Origin of the sequence: Parapedobacter sp. GCM10030251, from assembly GCF_042666505.1 — a bacterium.
Lineage (GTDB): Bacteria > Bacteroidota > Bacteroidia > Sphingobacteriales > Sphingobacteriaceae > Parapedobacter.
Window position 1 is genome coordinate 68217 of record NZ_JBHTDN010000006.1, and the last position, 21527, is coordinate 89743.

21 protein-coding genes and 1 tRNA gene are annotated in these 21527 nt (G+C 45.5%); 10 read left to right on the forward strand and 12 right to left on the reverse strand.

What is annotated here, in order from left to right:
- Window positions 1-205 precede the first annotated feature (205 nt).
- Window positions 206-820 (forward strand): GrpB family protein, encoded by a 615-nt coding sequence (locus ACFQRK_RS16550; RefSeq protein WP_379008710.1) that lies wholly within the window; start codon window positions 206-208, stop codon window positions 818-820.
- Window positions 821-855: 35 nt separating this feature from the next.
- Here the strand turns inward: ACFQRK_RS16550 and ACFQRK_RS16555 are convergent, their stop codons facing one another.
- The 3 genes from ACFQRK_RS16555 to ACFQRK_RS16565 form a co-directional block, all read right to left on the reverse strand.
- Complete coding sequence (locus ACFQRK_RS16555; protein WP_379008711.1) at window positions 856-1878, reverse strand: LLM class flavin-dependent oxidoreductase; 1023 nt, start codon at window positions 1876-1878, stop codon at window positions 856-858.
- A 66-nt stretch (window positions 1879-1944) separates the two neighbouring features.
- On the reverse strand, window positions 1945-4164 hold the full coding sequence (locus ACFQRK_RS16560; protein ID WP_379008713.1) for a catalase: 2220 nt from the start codon (window positions 4162-4164) through the stop codon (window positions 1945-1947).
- 32 nt (window positions 4165-4196) lie between these two features.
- The gene (locus ACFQRK_RS16565) at window positions 4197-4742 is read right to left on the reverse strand and encodes a ferritin-like domain-containing protein (RefSeq protein WP_379008715.1); all 546 of its coding nucleotides are present in this window, start codon (window positions 4740-4742) and stop codon (window positions 4197-4199) included.
- Window positions 4743-4928: 186 nt separating this feature from the next.
- On the opposite strand from ACFQRK_RS16565, the gene ACFQRK_RS16570 reads away from it, so the two are divergent.
- The 5 genes from ACFQRK_RS16570 to ACFQRK_RS16590 all read left to right on the forward strand — a co-directional run bounded on the left by ACFQRK_RS16570 (window position 4929) and on the right by ACFQRK_RS16590 (window position 8420).
- Entirely contained in the window at window positions 4929-5477 is a 549-nt protein-coding gene (locus tag ACFQRK_RS16570; RefSeq protein WP_379008716.1) for an ankyrin repeat domain-containing protein, read from the forward strand.
- Window positions 5478-5514: 37 nt separating this feature from the next.
- Window positions 5515-5781: a SemiSWEET transporter gene (locus ACFQRK_RS16575; RefSeq protein WP_379008718.1), complete on the forward strand. Its 267-nt coding sequence runs from the start codon at window positions 5515-5517 to the stop codon at window positions 5779-5781.
- A gap of 126 nt (window positions 5782-5907) precedes the next feature.
- Entirely contained in the window at window positions 5908-7167 is a 1260-nt protein-coding gene (locus ACFQRK_RS16580; RefSeq protein ID WP_379008720.1) for an RNA polymerase sigma factor, read from the forward strand.
- A gap of 86 nt (window positions 7168-7253) precedes the next feature.
- Window positions 7254-7979 (forward strand): dihydrofolate reductase family protein, encoded by a 726-nt coding sequence (locus ACFQRK_RS16585; protein ID WP_379008721.1) that lies wholly within the window; start codon window positions 7254-7256, stop codon window positions 7977-7979.
- Between the two features lie 30 nt (window positions 7980-8009).
- Window positions 8010-8420: a YciI family protein gene (locus ACFQRK_RS16590; RefSeq protein ID WP_379008723.1), complete on the forward strand. Its 411-nt coding sequence runs from the start codon at window positions 8010-8012 to the stop codon at window positions 8418-8420.
- A 1-nt stretch (window position 8421) separates the two neighbouring features.
- Here ACFQRK_RS16590 and ACFQRK_RS16595 read toward each other — a convergent pair whose 3' ends face one another.
- From ACFQRK_RS16595 to ACFQRK_RS16605, 3 genes are all read right to left on the reverse strand, one after another.
- Complete coding sequence (locus ACFQRK_RS16595) at window positions 8422-9957, reverse strand: SulP family inorganic anion transporter (protein ID WP_379008724.1); 1536 nt, start codon at window positions 9955-9957, stop codon at window positions 8422-8424.
- Between the two features lie 277 nt (window positions 9958-10234).
- Window positions 10235-10909 carry a GDSL-type esterase/lipase family protein gene (locus tag ACFQRK_RS16600; RefSeq protein WP_379008726.1) on the reverse strand — a complete coding sequence of 225 codons (675 nt, stop codon included), beginning with the start codon at window positions 10907-10909 and terminating at the stop codon, window positions 10235-10237.
- Window positions 10910-11032: 123 nt separating this feature from the next.
- Window positions 11033-11470: a hypothetical protein gene (locus ACFQRK_RS16605; protein ID WP_379008728.1), complete on the reverse strand. Its 438-nt coding sequence runs from the start codon at window positions 11468-11470 to the stop codon at window positions 11033-11035.
- 137 nt (window positions 11471-11607) lie between these two features.
- Here ACFQRK_RS16605 and ACFQRK_RS16610 point away from each other — a divergent pair, with 137 nt between their 5' ends.
- Together ACFQRK_RS16610 and ACFQRK_RS16615 are read left to right on the forward strand one after the other, a co-directional pair.
- Entirely contained in the window at window positions 11608-12348 is a 741-nt protein-coding gene (locus tag ACFQRK_RS16610; protein ID WP_379008729.1) for a GNAT family N-acetyltransferase, read from the forward strand.
- A gap of 406 nt (window positions 12349-12754) precedes the next feature.
- Entirely contained in the window at window positions 12755-13330 is a 576-nt protein-coding gene (locus ACFQRK_RS16615) for a pentapeptide repeat-containing protein (RefSeq protein ID WP_379008731.1), read from the forward strand.
- A gap of 134 nt (window positions 13331-13464) precedes the next feature.
- On the opposite strand, the gene ACFQRK_RS16620 is transcribed toward ACFQRK_RS16615, so the two are convergent.
- From ACFQRK_RS16620 to ACFQRK_RS16630, 3 genes are all read right to left on the reverse strand, one after another.
- A tRNA-Pro gene (locus ACFQRK_RS16620) sits at window positions 13465-13538 on the reverse strand.
- An 84-nt stretch (window positions 13539-13622) separates the two neighbouring features.
- Window positions 13623-14336: a LytR/AlgR family response regulator transcription factor gene (locus ACFQRK_RS16625; protein ID WP_379008733.1), complete on the reverse strand. Its 714-nt coding sequence runs from the start codon at window positions 14334-14336 to the stop codon at window positions 13623-13625.
- 18 nt (window positions 14337-14354) lie between these two features.
- Complete coding sequence (locus ACFQRK_RS16630) at window positions 14355-15371, reverse strand: sensor histidine kinase (protein ID WP_379008735.1); 1017 nt, start codon at window positions 15369-15371, stop codon at window positions 14355-14357.
- Between the two features lie 224 nt (window positions 15372-15595).
- Here ACFQRK_RS16630 and ACFQRK_RS16635 point away from each other — a divergent pair, with 224 nt between their 5' ends.
- Together ACFQRK_RS16635 and ACFQRK_RS16640 are read left to right on the forward strand one after the other, a co-directional pair.
- On the forward strand, window positions 15596-15775 hold the full coding sequence (locus tag ACFQRK_RS16635; protein WP_379008737.1) for a hypothetical protein: 180 nt from the start codon (window positions 15596-15598) through the stop codon (window positions 15773-15775).
- A 27-nt stretch (window positions 15776-15802) separates the two neighbouring features.
- Window positions 15803-16438 (forward strand): ABC transporter substrate-binding protein, encoded by a 636-nt coding sequence (locus ACFQRK_RS16640; RefSeq protein WP_379008739.1) that lies wholly within the window; start codon window positions 15803-15805, stop codon window positions 16436-16438.
- A 2-nt stretch (window positions 16439-16440) separates the two neighbouring features.
- On the opposite strand, the gene thrC is transcribed toward ACFQRK_RS16640, so the two are convergent.
- The 3 genes from thrC to thrA form a co-directional block, all read right to left on the reverse strand.
- On the reverse strand, window positions 16441-17748 hold the full coding sequence (gene thrC, locus ACFQRK_RS16645; protein WP_379008740.1) for a threonine synthase: 1308 nt from the start codon (window positions 17746-17748) through the stop codon (window positions 16441-16443).
- Between the two features lie 8 nt (window positions 17749-17756).
- Window positions 17757-18716 carry a homoserine kinase gene (locus ACFQRK_RS16650; protein ID WP_379008742.1) on the reverse strand — a complete coding sequence of 320 codons (960 nt, stop codon included), beginning with the start codon at window positions 18714-18716 and terminating at the stop codon, window positions 17757-17759.
- Window positions 18717-18825: 109 nt separating this feature from the next.
- Window positions 18826-21273, reverse strand: coding sequence for a bifunctional aspartate kinase/homoserine dehydrogenase I (thrA, locus tag ACFQRK_RS16655; RefSeq protein ID WP_379008744.1), 2448 nt, complete (start codon window positions 21271-21273; stop codon window positions 18826-18828).
- Window positions 21274-21527 lie beyond the last annotated feature (254 nt).

Here is a 21527-nt window from a genome sequence, read left to right on the forward strand (position 1 = left end):
CTTGTTTTTCCGTGAATCGACAAGAGCATCCTAAACACTTTCTGCGGGCGCATTAATGGAGACGTGTGCGCTTGCGATCAGATTTTTCATGGTCTTGTTTTTATAGTAAAAAGCCAACTGGACAACCGGTTTCCACCTATTTTAAATCTGTCCTAAAAACGTACTACGGTTCGTTAAGTTTTGTAATTTAGACAAAAAAAGCTGTATGCAAAATTTTCGCATTCCCAACTCGCTTTCCGCAGAAGATATCGTTTATCAAGTGCAATCCGACCCGAACGAATTACCTTGGGTGGAAGGTGGACCCGTTACAGAAAGGATTTATATAGTGGACTATGACCCAGAATGGCCGCACCTTTTTCAACAGCAGAAATCAGCAATCAGGAGCGTACTGAATGCGGCTGCCTTGAAGATCGAACACATTGGTTCTACCGCTGTACCGGGGCTTCCAGCTAAACCGGTTATCGATATTGACCTCACTGTTCCCGATTCGTCCCTGGAAAGCCAATATATCCAACCATTGACATCCATCGGCTATCATTTGGTGATACGGGAGCCCTCGTGGTATCAACATCGATGCTTTCGCATGGACAAACCGCGGGTCAATCTACATGTTTTCAGTCCGGATTGCCCAGAAACGATACGCCACATTCTTTTTCGGGATTGGCTCCGGGAGCACGCCGACGATCGTGGACGTTACGCCGCAGCCAAATATGAAGCGGCAAGAAACGTAACGAATGTCCTTTCGTATAACCGCAATAAGAATGACGTTGTGGCCGCTATATACAATCGGATATTCAAAGCAATTGGACTACTTTCCTAACATATCTTTACACTTGGTATCTGCGTCAAAATAACTTAACGCCAACCTAAGCCGGGCGCAACATGTTCCAGAATGGAAGATAACACGTGCACGTTGTAATCAACACCTAATGTATTCGGTATGGTCAATAAGAGGGTATCCGCTTCCTGAATAGCCTCGTCTTGGGCCAACTCTTTGATAAGCTGGTCCGGTTCAGCAGCGTAACTACGTCCGAAAATGGCTCGTTTATCTTTTTCAATCATGCCTATTTTATCAATGCGATTGGCTTCTTGACCAAAGTAATAACGATCTTGATCGGTTACCAAAGCAAAGACAGATCGACTCACCGAAACTCTCGGTTCGCGAGCGTGGCCTGCTTTCTTCCACGCTTCCTTGTACAACCGGATTTGCTCTGCCTGCTGTATATGGAAAGGTTTGCCATTCTCGTCATATTTCAACGTAGAACTTTGCAGATTCATTCCGTTTTCAGCTGCCCAAATAGCTGTCGCATTGGAAGCAGCCCCCCACCAAATACGTTCCCGGAGTCCTTCCGAATGTGGCTCCAAACGCAATAATCCCGGTGGATTCGGAAACATCGGATAGGGATTTGGCCGAGCGAATCCGACCCCATTTAACTTATTCAAAAACTCGAGGGCCTTGCGGCGTCCCATATCGGCGTCGGTTTCGCCCTCAGCCAGCTCATACCCAAAATAACGCCAACCATCGATTACCTGCTCCGGCGAACCTCTGCTGATGCCTAGTTGCAATCTACCCCCTGAAATTAGGTCTGCAGCGCCGGCGTCTTCAATCATGTACAACGGATTTTCATAACGCATATCAATAACACCTGTGCCAATCTCAATATGGTTTGTTTTGGCACCGATAGCGGAAAGCAAGGGAAATGGGGAAGCTAACTGGGCAGCAAAATGATGTACCCGAAAATAAGCGCCGTCCAAACCTATTTCTTCGGCGGCAATGGCCAAATCGATGGACTGCAACAACGTATCGCTTGCCGTACGGGTGTTATACGCTGGATGATTGGACCAATGTCCAAACGATAAAAATCCTATTTTCTTCATAAAACATTACAAAGGTAAGATTATTATCGCTTTGTTATTCATCCCATACCCTGCCTGGTCTCGCGCTCATGCCGGCACTAACCTCGGCTTTTCGCGGTCCCAAAAGCGGTGCTGTGCGATTGCTGCTTTAAATTGTTTTGATAACATCGCTACATCCTTATCTATGACAATTCCTTCTCGCATGACCGTCTCAGGGTTATTATCCTCTGGAAGCTTATGGGCAAAATAGGTGGCGTCAAGTACTTGTTGGGCAGCAGCGTCCACGGCAATGGCCTTGCAATGTTTGAATGCCTCATTCAAAAAATGGATGGCATTTGGTTCGCCTTCAATCGCAGCCGCACTATTCACTCCTCCGGGCACATATACCGCATCATATAGTACAGAAGCGGCTGTAAGAAAGCTATGATTTACGGCTATTGCAACACCACTTTCGGACAGCACAAAACCTTGCCGTGGCGCAATAACTTCCACGACAGCCCCATCAGTCTCCATATCGGCCTTTACTGTATTCAACGATACGTCATTTACGCCGTCCGCGACCAACATCGCAATCTTACGTGTTGCAATCGTGTCTTTACGGGTATTCGCCATGCTTAAGGCTTCCGATTTTACGAGTGAGGAGTCAGCGGCGATAGGCTGATATTCAGCGGGATCAGCGTCCGCGGGTACGCTGTGATTAAGTGAACGCCCTCCGTCCTTAGGCACAGACAATCGGAGTGCATAAGCAACGGCAGCTGCCAACGCTCGATCTATATGCCAGAGAATACCGATCATCCTTTCGCGTACCTCAACGGTTTTAACCTTACCCAATTCGAAGCTAAATGCGTCAATCAAATGATTCTTTTCCGGCTCGGATTGACTATGGTAAAATAGCCTTGCTTGACTAAAATGATCGAAGAAACTTTTGCTTCTCGCCCTGATTTTATGGCCGTCTACGCGTTCGGGATAGGAAGTAAAACCTCCCTCTGCAGCTGGTGCCTGCGCCGGATAACCCTCATCCAAGCTATTTGGGTCATAACTGCCCTTTCCTTTATTGATCATTTGCCGCATGTACCCATCTCGTTGGTTATTATGCACTTTCGTAAGAGGCCGATTGATGGGAATTTCCTGAAAATTGGGGCCGCCCAATCGAATCAATTGCGTATCGGTGTAGGAAAACAGTCGGCCTTGTAAAAGCGGGTCGTTGGTAAAGTCAATACCGGGTACAACATGCCCCACATGGAATGCTACCTGTTCTGTTTCGGCGAAAAAGTTATCCGGATTACGATTCAACGTTAGCCTTCCCACACGCTGTACGGGTACCAATTCCTCAGGGATAATTTTGGTCGGATCAAGTAGGTCAAACTCAAACCGATGCTCTTCTGCTTCGGGAACTACCTGTATTCCTAACTCCCATTCGGGGAATGCACCGCTTTCAATAGCATCCCAAAGATCTCGCCGATGGAAATCCGGATCTTTCCCTGAAATATTCTGTGCCTCGTCCCACGCCACCGAATGCACGCCTAAAAGCGGCTTCCAATGGAACTTCACAAAATTTGATTCTCCACGTTCATTCACAAAACGAAAGGTATGGACACCAAACCCTTCCATCATCCGATAGCTACGCGGTATCGCACGATCGCTCATCAACCACATGATCATGTGTGCCGACTCGGGCATGAGAGATATAAAATCCCAAAACGTATCGTGCGCCGATGCTGCTTGTGGTATCTCGTTGTCTGGCTCAGGCTTTACTGCATGGACCAAATCGGGAAATTTCAAGGCATCCTGGATAAAAAAAACAGGCATATTATTACCCACCAAGTCAAAATTACCCTGGCGGGTATAGAATTTTACGGCGAAGCCTCGCACGTCTCTGGCGAGGTCCGTGGATCCGCGCGAGCCGGCTACTGTTGAAAAGCGGACAAACACTGGCGTCTCTAATTCAGGATCCTGGAGAAAATCTGCTTTGGTGAGGTGTGCCAGCGACTTATAGACCTTGAAAACACCATGCGCCCCGGATCCACGGGCATGCACCACCCGCTCCGGAATTCGCTCATGATCAAAATGCGTAATCTTCTCACGCAGGATGAAATCTTCTAGCAGGGATGCTCCCCGCACGCCGGATTTCAGTGAATCCTGATCATTGTTTATCCGCACGCCGTGATTGGTGGTCATGAACTGACCATCCGATGATTCACGGTTAGATTGCAGCTCGTCCGTTTTTGCATTGCTTGGCTGCATTTTTTTTGCAGCGGGCTGCATGGGCTTTTCGGTGCCCGCAACCGGTTTTGCTTTCTTAGCCATAATCGTTTAGTAGTTAACTCCGGAAAAACGGTTTATGCCTTTACCGCACTGAGGATTTTACCCGCCATTTCAGAAAGCAGCACATCTGTATGCTGCTCTTCCTTCAATGTCTCCTGAAAGAGCGACGCCACGGCTTTAAAGCCCAATTTGTCTGCCAATTGGTACGCGCCTATATAACTGGCTATCTCGTAATGCTCGACCTTCTGAGCAGCGAAGATTATACCAAGATCTCGGGTTTGTGTACCGGAGGGTGTAGTTTCAATAATTGTCTCGCCTTCTTTGGCCAGCCCTTCCATCGCATCGCACTTTTTGGCAATAGCTTTTTCGCCCAGCAACTCAAATATTTTTTCCAGTCTGCTGACTTGCAAGACGGTCTCAGCCCTATGTTTGTCAATCGCATTTTTCAATGCCTTGGATGAAGCCGATGCAGCCATCTTGGGAAGTACCATTAGCAGGTGGTTTTCCGCCCAATATAAATCACGTACGGTGTCCAGAAACAACCTATATAACGGGGCGTCGGTTTGAAGGCCGGGAGGCAACGATTCGGTAGATGTCTGAGCTTTTTTCTGATTTTTCATATTATACTATTTTATAATGGGTATTTTGCTCTACGGCTAATAGATTAACAATACGCTAACCTATTTGTTTCGTACTTTTCGCTTTCGAGTCACACCGGTTGAAGCACCAAACTTTATGGCGCTTTAATGGTTAAGTCTAGCAACAGCAGGATTGTAATTCGAAAATATTGCCAAATGTATCAGCAAATGGAAGATATAAACAACTACACCATTCCAGCAGCAAGACAGGGAAATACAGCGGTAATCAAGGAACTTGCAGAACGGGGTGCGGATATCAACGTCCGAAATGAACAAGGCTACACACCTTTGATTCTTGCTTGCTATCACGGCCATTATGAAGCCGCCCATTTGCTGCTAGAATTAGGTGCGGACGCGAATGCCAGAGACCTGGGTGGTAACACTGCTTTGATGGGTGTATCGTTTAAAGGCTACGCGGATTTGGCGGAATTGCTCATTCAGCACGGCGCTGATCTCAATATACAGCATGCCAACGGTGGTTCTGCACTGATGTTTGCCGTTATGTTTGGCAGGAATTCAGTAGCAAAACTGCTTCTGGAACATGGTGCGGATCCGACTCTTCGCGACATACGGGGGTTGACAGCCCTTGATCATTCCGTCCAACAGGGCAATGCCGAAGCAGAGGTTCTTATTGGATCATTTTTAAAACAGGCTTCACAAACAAATGCATATAAGTCTATCCGTTATCCAAACATTGTTCATAGGAAACCTGACTGACCGATCCGCCACTGGCAGCCCTTATTAACTGGTCATCATGACTTACGAAAATATAATTGGCATTGCCGCGGGGACGTTTACTTCAGCAGCAATGTTACCGCAACTAATAAAGGTCCTAAAGACAAGGGAAACGGCAGATCTGTCTGTTGTCACAATCATTGTATTGATAACCGGCGTCGGTTTATGGGTTTACTACGGGATCCTTCAAAAGGAAATGCCAATTATTCTTTCAAACTCGTTTTCGGTACTTGTAAATTCAATACTCCTTATATGTTGGTTTCTCTTCCGAAAGCAGGAATCATGAGCGAAATCTTAACAAGCGATTAACTAACTCAACTACGGTATTTCAGCGCTAATTGCTAATTTAGCAGAACGCTGCCTCCCTCTCGTCAATGGGCAGGGTGTAGGGTCTACGTTTAGCTTAGAGGTAATGAACAGCCATGCAAATTCTTCGAACACCATTTCACAACTCGTAGGCGATATATATCTCAAAGAGTCGCGCACCGTCTTTGCTACGCTAATCCGCTTGCTCGGAGATTTTGACCTTGCCGAAGATGCTATGCAGGATGCCTTCAAAACAGCTCTTGAACAATGGAATGAAAAGAGCATTCCTATGAATCCAAGAGCCTGGCTGATTTCTACCGGTCGTTTTAAAGCAATCGATCGCATGCGGCGCCAATCAAAATTCGACCCGTTACTGATATGGCACGTTCAGGAAATAAAAGCTGAGGACATCGATCCAACCTTGCAGATTGATAAAAAAATTAAAGATGATGTGCTCCGGCTGATTTTCACCTGCTGCCATACTGCGCTGCCGCTTGACGCACGGACAGCCCTGACTTTACGTGAAGTTTGTGATCTAACCACGGAGGAAATCGCAAGGGCATTTCTTGTGAAACCATCTGCCGTGTCCCAGCGAATTGTGCGCGCGAAGGCAAAAATCCGAGAAGCGAAGATACCGTTTGAAGTCCCTCTAGGACATCAGTTGCCCGACCGGATTGGGGCTGTACTCCAGGTGATTTATCTAGTATTCAACGAAGGCTATCATGCCTCGTCAGGCACATCGGCAACCCGTATAGACCTTTCAAGTGAAGCCATCCGGCTGGGGCGCCTGCTGCATGATTTGCTGCCTGACCCGGAGGTTACCGGATTGCTTAGCCTCATGCTGCTACATGAATCCCGCCGTCCAGCTCGTACCACGTCGTCAGGAGATATTATTCTTTTGCAGGACCAAAATCGCTCGCTCTGGGATCGGGACTTGATTGCCGAGGGATTGTCGCTGGTAAAACGGGCATTTTCATCAAAACGGCCAGGACCTTATACCCTGCAAGCAGCCATCGCAGCTCTACATGCCGAAGCAAAACATCCCGATTCTACAGACTGGGAACAGATCGGCGCGTTGTATAGCCTATTACTGCGCATAAACCCGTCTCCTATTATCGAACTAAACCGTGCAGTCGCCATCGCCATGCACAAAGGAGCCGAGGCAGGGCTGCGACAGATCGATTCGATTCTGGGACGCGGAGAGTTAAACGACTATCATTTAGCACATTCAGCACGGGCGGAATTATGCCAGAAGGTAGGGCGCATGGCGGAAGCCAAAGCGTCCTGGGAACGTGCTCTTGCTCTTGCGAAACAGGTCCCTGAGCGACGTTTTATCGAACGAAAACTTCATGAACTAAAAACCTGATCTTTCTTTTCGTAAAAATTCTATATGGTTGTCGATTTTGCCGTCTGCCATTCGACTAACTTGTGAAACAATAAAAAATATTTGACATGGCAAAAAACAAAACAATCACTCGGAAAGAAAACGGAAGCGCGAAAATATCGCGGGTTCGGGTTGAAAGCTTTTCGATTTCGCTCGACGGCTACGGAGCGGGACTAGATCAAAGTGTTGATAATCCGCTTGGTATTGGAGGGGAAGAGTTACATAACTGGTTTCTTCCTACACAGACATTCCAAACAATGCATCGTTCCTTCGACCCCCGTGCCGGGCAAGGACAAGCGGATGGTACGACTGGACTCGACGATGACTTCGCGCAACGGGGCTTCAGGAATATCGGCGCCTGGATTATCGGTCGGAACATGTTCGGGCCGATCCGTGGGGCTTGGCCGGATATGAACTGGAAGGGCTGGTGGGGATCGAATCCGCCTTATCACGTTCCAGTTTATGTGCTGACCCACCACGCACGTCCTCCTTTAGAGATGGAAGGTGGAACGACCTTTTATTTTGTCACCGAGGGCATTCATGAAGCGCTTGCCAAAGCCAAAGAAGCAGCTAATGGCAAAGATATCCGGATCGGGGGTGGAGTAAGCATCATCCGACAGTATCTTCGCGAACGACTGATCGACGAATTGCATATTGCCATTACACCTACCGTATTAGGTCGAGGCGAACGGCTGTTCGACGGCATTGACCTACGCGACACCGGTTACGAATGTGTGCAATTCCAGGCAACGGAGAAGGCAACCCATGTTATTCTTCGACTCAAAAAAATTTAAATTCATTAAACTCAATTAAAAAGAATTGTTATGAAATACATTTGTCTAGGCTATATGAATGAAGAAGTTTGGAAAACCTTATCTGAAAGCGAGCGGAATACGTTTGTGGACGAGTGTTTTGCTTATGACGACGAACTTCGGAAAAATGGTCATTTCGCAGGTGGAGAAGGTTTACAGGATATCCGGAATGCCATTACGCTACGGTGGAGCAACCACGAGGTTGCGGTAACCGATGGCCCTTTCGCCGAAACCAAGGAGCAAATCGGCGGGATTATGATACTTGAGGCTTCAGATCTTACTCATGCCATCCGCTTACTGTCGGCACACCCATCGCTTCGGCTCGGACGTGGTGGCAGTAGCTGGGAAATCCGGCCTGCGGCCGACATGACGACTCTCATCGATGAAAGTAGGCGGCGAAGTGAGGGACAAGAACGCACTTAATTTATCTATTAGTCATTACCCGATAGGTGGGGTCATCGATGATATTGACATCGATGACCTTTTCGGCATTTTTCAACAACTGCCTACAATCTTGACTTAGGTGACGCAAGTGAAGCTTTTTCCCTTGTCGGTGATATTTCTCAGTTATTTTATTAAGCGCCTCAATAGCCGACATATCCACAACTCTGCTTTCCTTGAAATCAATGATGACTTCGTTAGGGTCATCGAAAACATCAAATTTTTCAATAAATGCAGCTGCGGAGCCAAAAAAAAGCGGACCATAGATCTCGTAGTGTTTTACGCCTTGGTCGTCTATAAATTTTCGGGCACGGATACGTTTGGCACTTTCCCAAGCGAACACCAAAGCCGATATGACAACACCGATCAAAACCGCCAAAGCCAAATTGTGTAGAAGTACCGTTATTACAGCAACCAGTATACCGACAAAAATATCATGGCGTGGCATTTTATTGATGATCCTGAAACTTACCCATTCAAACGTTCCGATAGCCACCATCATCATCACACCAACTAGCGCAGCCATCGGTATTTGCTCAATTACCGGGCCGGCTACCAAAATGATCGCCAGTATAGTGAGCGCGCCGATAATTGCGGAAAGTCTGGTTCGCGCTCCGGCACCAATATTGACCAGCGTTTGAGCTACCATGGCACAACCGCCCATCCCACCGAAAAAGCCATTGGTTATGTTTGCAATACCCTGGGCGGCTGCCTCACGGTTCGACCGACCCTTTGTATTGGTTATTTCATCGACCATGTTTAATGTTAACAGCGACTCAATTAACCCTACCCCTGCCATGATCAATGCATAGGGAAAAATTAGTTGCAGCGTCTCCAAGGTAAACGGAATTTCAGGAATGCGAAACTTAGGTAGCGAACCGCTTACCGACGCAATATCAACTACTTTTTTGGTTTCTATATCGAAGAAATATACGACACCGAAAACAATCAATATGGCTACCAGCGAAGCCGGAACCGCTTTGGTGATCTTCGGCAATAAAACCACTATGGCTATAGTCAATGCAGTCAGTCCAGCCATCGCATACAGCGCAGAACCCTGCATCCAACCGTCAACCCCATTTTCTGATATTTTAAATTGTGCTACCTGCGCCATGAAAATAATGACAGCAAGCCCATTCAGAAAACCATACATAACGGGCTGGGGTATCAACCGAACAAATTTAGCGAGTTTAAATACCCCCACTAACAATTGGAGAATACCTCCTAAAATAACTGCTCCAAAGAGATACTCCACGCCGTGGGTAGCTGCCAACGCTATAAGCACAACGACCGTTGCTCCGGCACCACCGGAAACCATACCGGGACGTCCGCCCAGAATGGAAGTCACCAACCCCATTAAAAAAGCAGCGTAGAGGCCGGTCAGGGGAGAAAGCCCAGCCAATATCGCGAATGAAAGCGATTCTGGTATCATTGTCATGGCAACGGTCAAACCGGCTAAAATTTCATTTTTATAATTTATGGTTTGTTTAAAATCAAACAGGTTGAAAATCTTCTGCATCTATATCAAACTAAACTATACAATCTAACGGATCCGATAGGACATCGGAAACAACTAGCGGCCGATATCAATGACGTGGGGAACAGTGCTCAACCTTCGAGGAAGGTAGGTCATCCGGAGGCGCAAAAGTATCATTTCACCACAGCTTTAGCAAGTCGTCCAGAAGAAAACAGCGGAAGGATTAGTTGATATCCTGGTAAAGCACTCAACCGGCAGCAACCAATCCACGGCCGGTAACTAACGACGATGTACATATCGACTGATAACCCGTTGATCTCTACAAATATTTTCTGATCACATCTTCCCAAATATCATAACCGCCTGGGCTTAAATGCAGATTATCGGACACAAATATCCCTGATTTCAGTTCGCCTTGCTCATCCAGCATCGAATGAAAGATATCTACAAAGTGAATTGAACAACCTACTTTTTCAACATACGCTTTTATACTTTCATTTAGCTTAACAATGTCTGCAGAATACGCTTCGAGTTTAATGCTCGGCTTTACTGATATAATACACAGCGTCGTAAAGGGCAGTGTTTGTTTAATTTGCCGATGGATCTTTTCGATGGTTTCCATAATTTCCGGCACCGATTTCCCTTGCACCAAATCATTTTCTCCAGCGTAAAGAAAGATTTTAGATGGACGATATGGCAATACTATATCTTTTGAATAGTGAAGGATTTCAGCGAAGGTGCTTCCACCAAATCCTCTACGTATTACCGTATATTCACTTAACCGTTGTTCCAAATCATGCCATCGACCGATAGACGAACTGCCGATAAAAAGCACGCTGCCTTTTTTCGGAAAGGAAACGCTGTCTTGCCGAAGGAAAGCGCCGATTGCGTCATCGTACCGATTTAGCTTTTCCTGCGCCTTTAGGGGCGCAATTTGTGAAAGCTGGATAAGAGCTAAGGCTAAAAGCGACGATACGATTAATTTCAAATTCATGGCGAACCAAAGTTGCTTAATCAAGTTACGAGTACCCCTCCCCAACAAACACGCACTAAAACCGCAATAATAACGCTAAATAACTAAAAAAAGAAACCGGCCGATAAAAAAAGCGACTTTCCGTCAACCCATATCTGTATGTTGGTCTCGATACGTTTCCAGCCACCTGTTCCCCCGTAAAGTTGCATCTTGTTCGTACGATTTAAGATAGTGTGTAGCAGGGAAAAACCAAGCGGAATACACACTAGGTATGGCCACCTTAAAAAGGTAATATAAAATGCCCCATTCTTGTTGTTGTAGAAAATGACCGTACTCGTGTGCAAATGCTTTCAAATCAAAACCTCTCCTGGCCCAGGAGACCGAAATGTAAATTACTCCCCCCAGTTGGTATGCTGCATGAGGAGCAACCATGTTTGTCGAGAATCGGATTCCCGGAAAAAACACCTTCATCCCATTTTTCCCATGAAACGTTGTACCTCCCATACCAGCTTCGAGAAACCCTCCGGTGATCGGAAGCACGTTGCACTGCTTTTTAAATCCCCACCACTTAAACTTTTTCATCTGGTTAAATTCATGCAGGTTTTCCTTTTAAATAAAACAAAATTACGTTTAATCTTTTGCGCTTAATAACTTGCACAAAAAAAGTAAATTTGAGATTAAAGGTATTTTGAATGAAAGGTTCGCCTCAATAGTTTTTTATGCTATTTGACATCCAGAAAACGTCGTTGACAGAAATACAGGAACTGCGCAATTTGTTTCTCGCAGAAACCTCGTTTAAATTTGTCTATCACAAATGTCATGGGGCCGGGTGGGCAGACAATTATCTTTTCCTCATGAATAGATCGCCAATCGGTTATGGGGCTTTATGGGGGAAAAATAATCGGGCGGATAGGGATACGGTTTTCGAATTTTACCTTCTTCAACCGTTCCGGAAATTCGCCCATGCAGTTTTTCTGGAATTTGTTAGAGCCTCGGAAGCCACCTACATCAATTGCCAAAGCAATGATACCTTTTTGACGGGAATTCTCTTTGAGCACGCGACTAATATATATGCAGAAGCCATTTTATTTGAAGACAGCTTTAAAACAGCATTCGAAATTCCCAATACTATTTTCAAAAAGAATAAAAATCAGCACGACAGCAATTCCGACTACTTGTTGGAGCAAAACGGTCAGATAGTGGCCAGCGGAGGCCACGTATGGAACTATAACTTCCCATATATAGACATATATTATGAGGTAAAAGAAAAATACCGCCGACAAGGTTTGGGAAGCCTAATTACGCAGGAACTAAAAAAAGAAGCTTACCGCATGGGGAGAATTCCTTCCGCGCGCTGTAACATAAAAAACATCGCTTCAAAAGCCACACTTCTAAAAGCGGGCATGCGCGTGTGCGGCCATATATTACTTGGCGAGATTCAGACTTCATCCGGCGCCTAGTCTTGATACATGTATGCCTGTTTAGGACGCGGTCTTTTTCACAAGGGAAATGTCAAGATTTATTAAATTGCGCGGATATGAAATACGTAACTACCCTTTATCAAATCGGAAACAATACTGGAATAGAAATCAGTGAAAAGCAACCAGAAGAGCTTGGAGGTGGAACAGAAGTGCTGTAGGGAAAATCGGAGGTAAATTTCTGGTCAGTCTGAGCGCCGAGAACAGGAAGAAGGCAAATGTAAAAAGGAAAAAGAAAGCGATTGCCGAATCCATTTTGACTGCTAAACCGAAGAGACTCGGCAAGGAGAATAGCCAAAGCCATAGATTAAAATAGGCTGATAAACCAATTGATTAAACAAATAAAGCGGAAGATTATAGGCTCCGCTGGCATTATTTAGAAATTGAAATGCAAGAGATATACGTAACAGACAAGACATTCGAAAAAAACGATTTCACGCAAAATTCGTTAACAACCGGAGAATACGAAAACTGCATTTTCAGAAACTGCAACTTCGCGAACGATGACTTTTCGACTTCCAAATTCATCGAGTGCTCGTTCGACGGCTGCAATCTGAGTCTGTGCGCGCTGAATAAAACGGCTTTGAGGGAAGTAAGCTTCAAAGATTGCAAAATGCTTGGCTTGCGCTTTGACCATTGCCAGGATTTTGGGCTTTCCTTTTCATTTGACGGATGCCAACTGAACCATTGCTCGTTTTATCGGACTAAAATTAAGAATACGGTTTTTAGAAATTCCCAATTGCGGGAGACTGATTTCACGGACAGTGATCTTACAAACGTCATTTTCGATAATTGTGATCTGGCAAAGGCATTGTTTGACCATACCATCCTTGAAAGGGCAGATTTGAGAACATCGTTTAACTACTCCATCGATCCGACAGCAAACCGGATCAAGAAGGCAAAATTCTCAATCGCAGGTGTAGTCGGGCTGCTAGACAGATACGATATCGATATTGAATTCTAGGCAGGTTGAATTGCGCGAATGACAAATCCGCATATCTTGAACTCATGACGTTGATTTTTAGTTGCCCTATCGGCGGTTATCCCGTCGCGGGAGGACTAAACCAAGAAGCCCTTGCGAAATCAAGGGCTTCTTAGTCGGGATGGCGGGATTCGAACCCACGACCTCCAGCACCCCATGCTGGCGCGATACCTGGCTACGCTACATCCCGATTAGGGGTGCAAACTTAGATAAAATAGTAATGATATGCAAATAGCAAAACAGAATATAATTTCAATTTATTAATCCACCTACATCACCCATTTTTATCACCTATATATTTATAGAATGCATCGCGATACGTATCACCCACAGGGATGACCTTATCTTCTATGAAAATGCGGCCCCGCTCGATACTGGCTATCTTATCAAGCGCCACGATGTAGGAACGATGGACTCGCACAAAGCGATTGCCGGGCAGGATATCCTCCATCTTTTTCATATTCTGGAGCGTAACAATTCGTTCCCCAGCCGTATAAATGGATATGTAGTCTTTCAATCCTTCGATATATAGAATATCATCAATATCCACGCGTTGGATTTTATGCTCAGTTTTAACGAAAATAAAGTCGACAGCATCACTTTGTTTCGTGACCGTAAGCAGTGGTGTCTTAGGCGTCTTACTATTTAGTACTTTTTGGATTGACCGATAAAAACGGTCAAAGGCGATGGGTTTTAATAGGTAGTCCACAACGTTGAGTTCATACCCATCCAATGCATATTGAGGATAGGCTGTGGTGAGAATGACATCACATTTGCCATTGATAATTTTCAGAAATTGGATACCCGTCAACTCGGGCATCTGTACATCCAAAAACACCAAATCCGCCTCACCATTCTGAACCATGGTAAGAGCTTCAATGGCATTTGTGGTACTCGCTATGAGCGATAACTCAGGCACTTTAGCCACGTAATCCGCCAAGATATCTAGTGCCAGTGGTTCGTCATCTACGGTTATACATCGTACCATGTGTATCTCTTTTGAGGACTATAAATATAAAAAAAGTTCACTACTGTAATAATTTTCCGATTCAACGATATTGATTGTATGTCTATTGGGATATCCCAATTGAAGTCTACGCTTTAAATTGGTGAGTCCCACGCCGCGTGTTTGATCCTTATTGAGTTGATTCTTGGCGTTTTCTGCTTTGAAGTGCAATCGGCCGTTATGTACCTTGATATCAATGCGAATTGGCCTATTGGCATCGGTAGATACGCCGTGCTTAAATGCATTTTCAAGAAAGGAGATTAGCAACAGTGGCATGATACGATGATCCGTTTCGTCGGTATCAACATGAAAATCCACATACATTTTTTCCTTAAACCGCAACTTTTGCAGGTCTATGTAATTATGCAGATAATTTATCTCGTCGGCTAATAGTACGGTGTCTTCATTGCTTTCGTAAAGCATGTACCGCATGATTTCGGACAGCTTGAGGATGGCTTCCGGGGTTTTTTCCGATTTCTGGTAGGCTAACGAGTAGATATTATTCAACGAATTGAATAAGAAATGTGGATTGATCTGAGATTTGAGAAAAGCGAGTTCTGCATTAAGTTTCTCGTTTTCCAGGCTTTTCCGATGCTCACGGCTCTTAAAATTGGAAGAAATGACATACACAGCGGTACTTAACAACATAAAAAACAACCCCGTGATCAGTGCCGCAACCGTATATTGCAAGGGAGTAAGAACTTTCTCTTTATTTTCTGCATCTCGGTATTGCAAGATGATATCTTGATAATAAGATGCAATACCGTACTTTATGGAAATCGAGACTACCAAAACAACCAACATGTAAATGACCGCACGCCAATATCTATTTTCGCCGATAAGAAGCGGATTAACTAAAAAATAATGCACATAAAAAATGACGATATTCAATGCACCATATACCAAAATGAGAATGGACGCGTCAGCCGGGCGCTCCCGCACATTGACGAGATATAATACGGCGAGTAAAACCACCCACACAAGGACATGAACCGAAACGGCCTTATTCTTAGACATAATATTGCAAATATACATGTAGCAATGAATATACCCCATGTAGATAGACGAACTCCTTGCTCACATCGGCCAATGCCTTCGTACGGCAGACGAATTGGAAAATCCCGTTGGTCTACAAAATCTGCCGATTGGTCTAAAAGTTTTTTATCGTAGACAACGAATAGGTTTCTTTGTAACGTGCATTCGGAACCAGAGCGAGCGAAGAACTACAAAGCAGCAAGAAAATGAAAAAGTTTATCAGCAACGTCTCACCCTTTTTGTTACTGGTGATTCCGTTTTTTGTAATCCTGTTATGGGTGACTGGCCAGACGGGAAAAGAAGTCATTGAAGAGCGTATCCAGTTAAATGCCTCCTTTATCTCACTGCCTGATGCGGGGGTTTTTAAGGTATTGTTATGGCGATAGTCACGCAACTTGATTACCTTTGCCTCCATGCAACGCCCACTTTTGTCTCTGCACAGCATATTGGAAGCATTGGAAATCGATGCAGCATGTCTATCGCTACTGGAACACACGTCTGAGTATCACGATTTCATACATGCCGACACACCCGAATCGATTTATAGAGCTATTCGGACCATCGGTAGCATTCTGGACACCCCGCAGCGGGCCGATCAACTAGCAGAAAATCTTGAAGAGCGTATCAACATCATTTCCCATAAGCTGAAATTTATCGCTGACGAGAACAAACCCAAAGTTACTTTTTTCCGTGATGTTTCACCGACAGTCATGGCGGAGGATGGGTACCTGGCTAACCTGGTTCAGATAGCGGGTGGCATTCATCAAACCGGCGTTTCAGCGGAAGAATCAAATCCGGATCTGCTAATCATCTTTAACGAAAAACCCATATCCCAATTGTTGACCGACTTACCCCGGGCGCTTTCTAGTTGGTCTCAGACCGACGCAGTGGCTAACAACCGTATCTATATCATTCATCATCCCGGTTACCTGCAACAGCCAAGTGCACGGGTTGCTGATGATACCGAAATACTCGCTGAAATTTTCTATCCGAAATATTTTGTTTTCGGTCGCAATGAAGATGTCTGGATGAATTTTGAATGGCAGTAAAATCAAAACGTGCTCAATAGATAGTTTTTAAATCCTTCATACTCCTTACCCAAATCGACCACTTCCTTTTTACGTCCCTGTAGCATCGTTACCTGCGAAGGAATAGCAATTTGTGCAGCGATTTCTTTAGGAAATACCTCCGGAAATTTACAGGGATGTGCAGTGGATAAAAATACCGTTGCAACGCTGCCATTCTGTTGCTTACGGTAGGCTTCAGCCGCCAGCCAAGCGATCGCAGTATGTGGACAGGCGATATAGCCATACCGATCATACAGTGCTTGTATGCCGTCACGGGTATCTGCATCCGTAAACGTGAAGGAAGAAACGGCTCGCTGCAATGCAACTAAATCATGTCCGAATAGATCCATGATACGCACCCAATTGCTGGGGTTCCCCACATCCATCGCATTAGCCAATGTCTGTACGGAAGGGCGGGGTTCATACCGTCCGCTGTCAAGGAACCGCGGAACGGTATCATTAGCATTGGTAGCTGCCACAAAACGCCTCACCGGCAGTCCCATTTTGAAAGCCAACAGCCCGGCTCCGATATTACCGAAGTTGCCACTTGGAACCGAAAACACAACGTCTCTGATACCCTGCGCCAACAACTGTGCATATGCATGGAAATAGTAGAATGTTTGTGGAATGAGCCGGGCGATATTGATGGAATTGGCAGAAGTAAGGCGAAACACCGATTGTAATTCTTGGTCATTAAAGGCCTTTTTTACCAAGGCCTGACAGTCATCAAAGGTTCCGTCTATCTCAATAGCCCGTATATTTTGCCCATTGGTCGTTAACTGCAGTTCCTGTATCGGACTCACCTTTCCCTTAGGATACAAGATGGTGACACGGGTACCCGGGACGCCCAAAAAACCAAGCGCTACCGCCCCGCCCGTATCGCCCGACGTGGCGACCAACACATCCAGCACACGACTGTCTTCGGTAGACAAATGTGCCATTATTCTACTCATAAACCGTGCTCCAAAGTCTTTGAATGCCAGCGATGGGCCATGGAACAGCTCTAACACGGCCAATCCACTGTCCAATGGACGCACCGGTGCGTTAAAGTCGATCGCATCCTCAACGATCCGCCGCAGATCAGCTTCGGGAATGTCGTCGGCTATCAACGCTTTGGCAACCGTAAATGCAATTTCCTGCAAGGAATACCGATGGAGGTTCTGGATAAAATAAGTGTCCAATACGGGTACGGCTTCAGGCATATACAATCCGTTATCGGCTGGCAAGCTATTGAATACAGCTTCCTTAAATGGGACACGTAACTTATTGTTGTTTGTACTGTAAAATTGCATCTTAGGTCTTATTTTTTGATTTCTTTTGGTCCTTCGGTATTAATTCCCGAAACGTATCCGTTGCTCTCGATACCTCGTTCGCTCAAATGCGCTTGTATTACATTCGTAATCGAAGTGGCTTGATCGCGATTTTGTGTAAAAGCAAATACCGAAGGGCCAGATCCTGAAATACCGAAACTCAGCGCTCCAGCCTCCATGGCTAACCGGCGCATCTCGTGGAATTCGGGAATAAGGATGGCGCGTGTCGGTTCGATAAGCACATCATGCATACTGCGCCCTATGAGTTCGTAATCGGCTGTAAAAAGCCCGGCTACCAGTCCTGCTATATTCCCCCATTGTGTGACAGCGTCCTTGAGCGCTACTTTCGTACGGATCATCTGTCGGGCGTCGCGCGTAGGTACATCCACATGCGGGAATACCACCGAAGCGTGCAATGCCGACGGTGCCGGAAGTGCAATTACATCCAACGGGGCATACCCACGGATCAAGGTAATTCCCCCAAGCAATGCTGGAGCAACATTGTCTGCGTGGCCATGACCACATGCCAGCGCTTCACCCTGCACCGCAAAAGGTAACAATTCCCTTTTCGAAAGAGGATTACCCAACAAGGTATTAACCGCAAACAAGCCTGCTACGGTACTTGCAGCACTCGAACCCAAACCACTACCAATAGGCATATGTTTGTGTAATTCAATTTCCAACCCGATGTCTGTTTTGCCAATATGCTGAAGGAAAGTCAGCACACAGGCGCTCACGGTGTTTTTTTCCGTCTCTCGAGGGAGTCTTCCGTCGTCTCCTGTAATGCCTACCAATCGGACTCCCGGTTGGTCCACCCGCCGCATGTATACTTCATCCCCCGGTTCTTCTATGGCAAAACCCAAGATATCGAACCCGCAAACCATGTTGGCTACCGTAGCGGGGGCAAACACGTGTACACTGTTTCGATCTGCGGAACTAAATTCAGCCATCTTTGTTGTTTTGTAAACTATTGACATTAATATTTCATTTTTAGCCTCGGAAATTTCATTGCCTGTTGCGCTAGGCGTGGGAATGCGGTTTCCCCTAACTGTTACTTCATTAGGCCCCTACATTGACTAAATCGGCGAACACACCAGCGGCCGTCACCTCCGCTCCTGCTCCTGGCCCTTTTACAACCAACGGGCGTTCCTTATAACGTTCTGTGGTAAAAGAGATGATGTTGTCGCTACCTGAAAGTGCAAAAAATGGATGGGCTTGGTCAACCATCTCCAACGCGATGGATACTTGCCCGTCTTCCAACTTCCCGATGTAACGGAGTACCTTATTACATTGGATCGCGTCCGACTTCAATTCATTGAAATAGTCATTTGCGGCTTCCAGCTCGCGGTAGAAATCGTCGACGGAAGCTGCGTGAATGCAAGCATCCGGCAATATACCTCCCAACTTAACATCCTCTGGCTCAATTACGTGCCCAGCATCTCTCGCTAATATCAGCATCTTACGCATGAAATCAGTACCTTTTAGATCATCGCGAGGATCTGGTTCTGTATAGCCGAGTTGTTGGGCAGTTTTTACCACGTCGTGAAAGGAAGCCTCTCCATTGAAATTGTTGAAAATGTAAGAAATTGTGCCAGACAAAATGGCCTCAATACGCACAATACGGTCGCCACTTAGCATCAAATCCCTTAGTACACGAACAATAGGTAAACCCGCCCCGACATTGGTCTCGTAAAAAAAGTCGACCCCATGCTGCCTAGCCGTATCTTTGAGCGACTTATATTGACTATAGCGCCCTGAATTGGCGATCTTATTGCACGTAACAATAGAAATATTGGCACGGAATATATCTTCGTAGTAAATAATGGGCTGACTACTGGCTGTATTGTCGATAAACACACAATTAGGAAGATTCATCCTTTTCATCCGGCCTACGAAGGTTTCCAGGTCTGCTTGCTCACCGTGCTGCTGCAACTGTTCTTTCCAGTCTTGTAATGCAATACCTCCGGCGTCAAGCAGCATTTTGCGTGAATTGCTGATTCCCACTACTTTTATCTCAATGTCGTTGTGATCCAAAAGAAATCCGTATTGGTCCTGTATCTGTTGAAACAAGGTTGACCCTATATTTCCGGTTCCCACGTTGAAAACGTGCAAGGTTTTATTCAATTGAGCAAAAAAAGCATCGTGCACAGCGTTCAGCGCTTTGGATAAATCGGATTTTGCAATGATAACAGAAATATTGTATTCCGATGATCCCTGCGCTATTGCACGCACATTAATACCATTCCTCCCCAAGGCATGGAATAACCGACCCGACATACCGGGTGTTTGTTTCATGTTCTCACCCACAATTGCTACAATGGATAAATGATCTTCGATTTCGGGTTCCAGCAATTTATTGGCTTGAAGTTCCAGCTCGAATTCGTTCTCAATCAACGTTTTTGCCCGCACCGCTTCTGCGGGATGCACGGCAAACGTAATACTATGCTCTGAAGAGGATTGAGTGATTAGCACTACATTGATCTGTTCGCGCGCCAATAGGGTAAACAACCGCCCGCTGAAACCAGCCTTACCGACCATGCCGCTTCCAGTCAGATTGATCACGCTGATATCGGAAATAGAAGAAATTCCTTTGATCGGTAACGACGTCCTACCACTTTCATGCTGGATGACCGTGCCTGCAAAAGACGGATTAAAGGTGTTGCGGATAACAATGGGAATCTTCTTAAGAAACGCAGGTATCATCGTAGGCGGATAGATAACCTTCGCGCCGAAATAAGACAGCTCCATCGCTTCCGTATATGAAAGAACGGGCAATGAAAACGCCTTTTTAACAATGCGGGGGTCGGCCGTGAGCATACCATCTACATCGGTCCAAATTTCGATCGCATCCGCACCCACGGCCGCGCCGATAATGGCAGCGGTATAATCACTCCCTCCCCTGCCTAAAGTGGTAACCCTACCTCGTTCATTTGCGGCAATGAACCCAGTTACAAACAACAACTTATCACGGTTTGAAACCATAAATGCTTGTATCAACTGTTCCGATAGAAGCTGGTTAACGTGTGCACTTCCGAAGTGACTATCGGTCCGAATCAATTGGGTTGCATCTACGAAGCGAGCTTGAGGAAATTCTTGTTCAGCGATTTTACTAACCAGAAATGCCGAACAGCGCTCACCGTAACTCAAAATCAAATCTTTGCTTTGTAGACTTAGTTCGCGTAGATTGAATATACCCTGCAACAGATCCTCCAATTCATTGAAATAGATCTTCAATCGGGTAAATACCGGGTTTTGGTATTTTACGGCTAACAGCTGCTTCACTACAGAAAAGTGACGAGCTTCGATTTCTTTAAGTCCTTCAGTGAAGTTCTTTCCATCGGCAGCCTCCACCGCAAGCTGCGTTAATAAATTAGTGACCCCACCCATTGCAGATAAGACTACCACCGGATTTTCCCCACACTCATGGGATTCTTTAACGATTCCCAGTACCGACCGAATGCTTTCGGCAGATCCTACAGACGTACCACCAAATTTTAATATCCTCATTTTAACGTGACTGGATTGAAACTAAAAGCGCCTTCCTGTTTTCGAGGAAGGCGCTTTATGATTTTTATCGTTTACGATTACAACATAAATTACTTCCTCCGCGCATTAACCCCGGTGGTAATTATTGTTGTAATTGTTGTATATTTTTTCACTTCTTTGAGATTTCCGCGACAAAGAAAAGTGTTTATTTTGAATTTAACAAGGGAAAAGCTTTTTTTTATGATTCCTTCATTTCTTGCAAATCTTAAAACAAT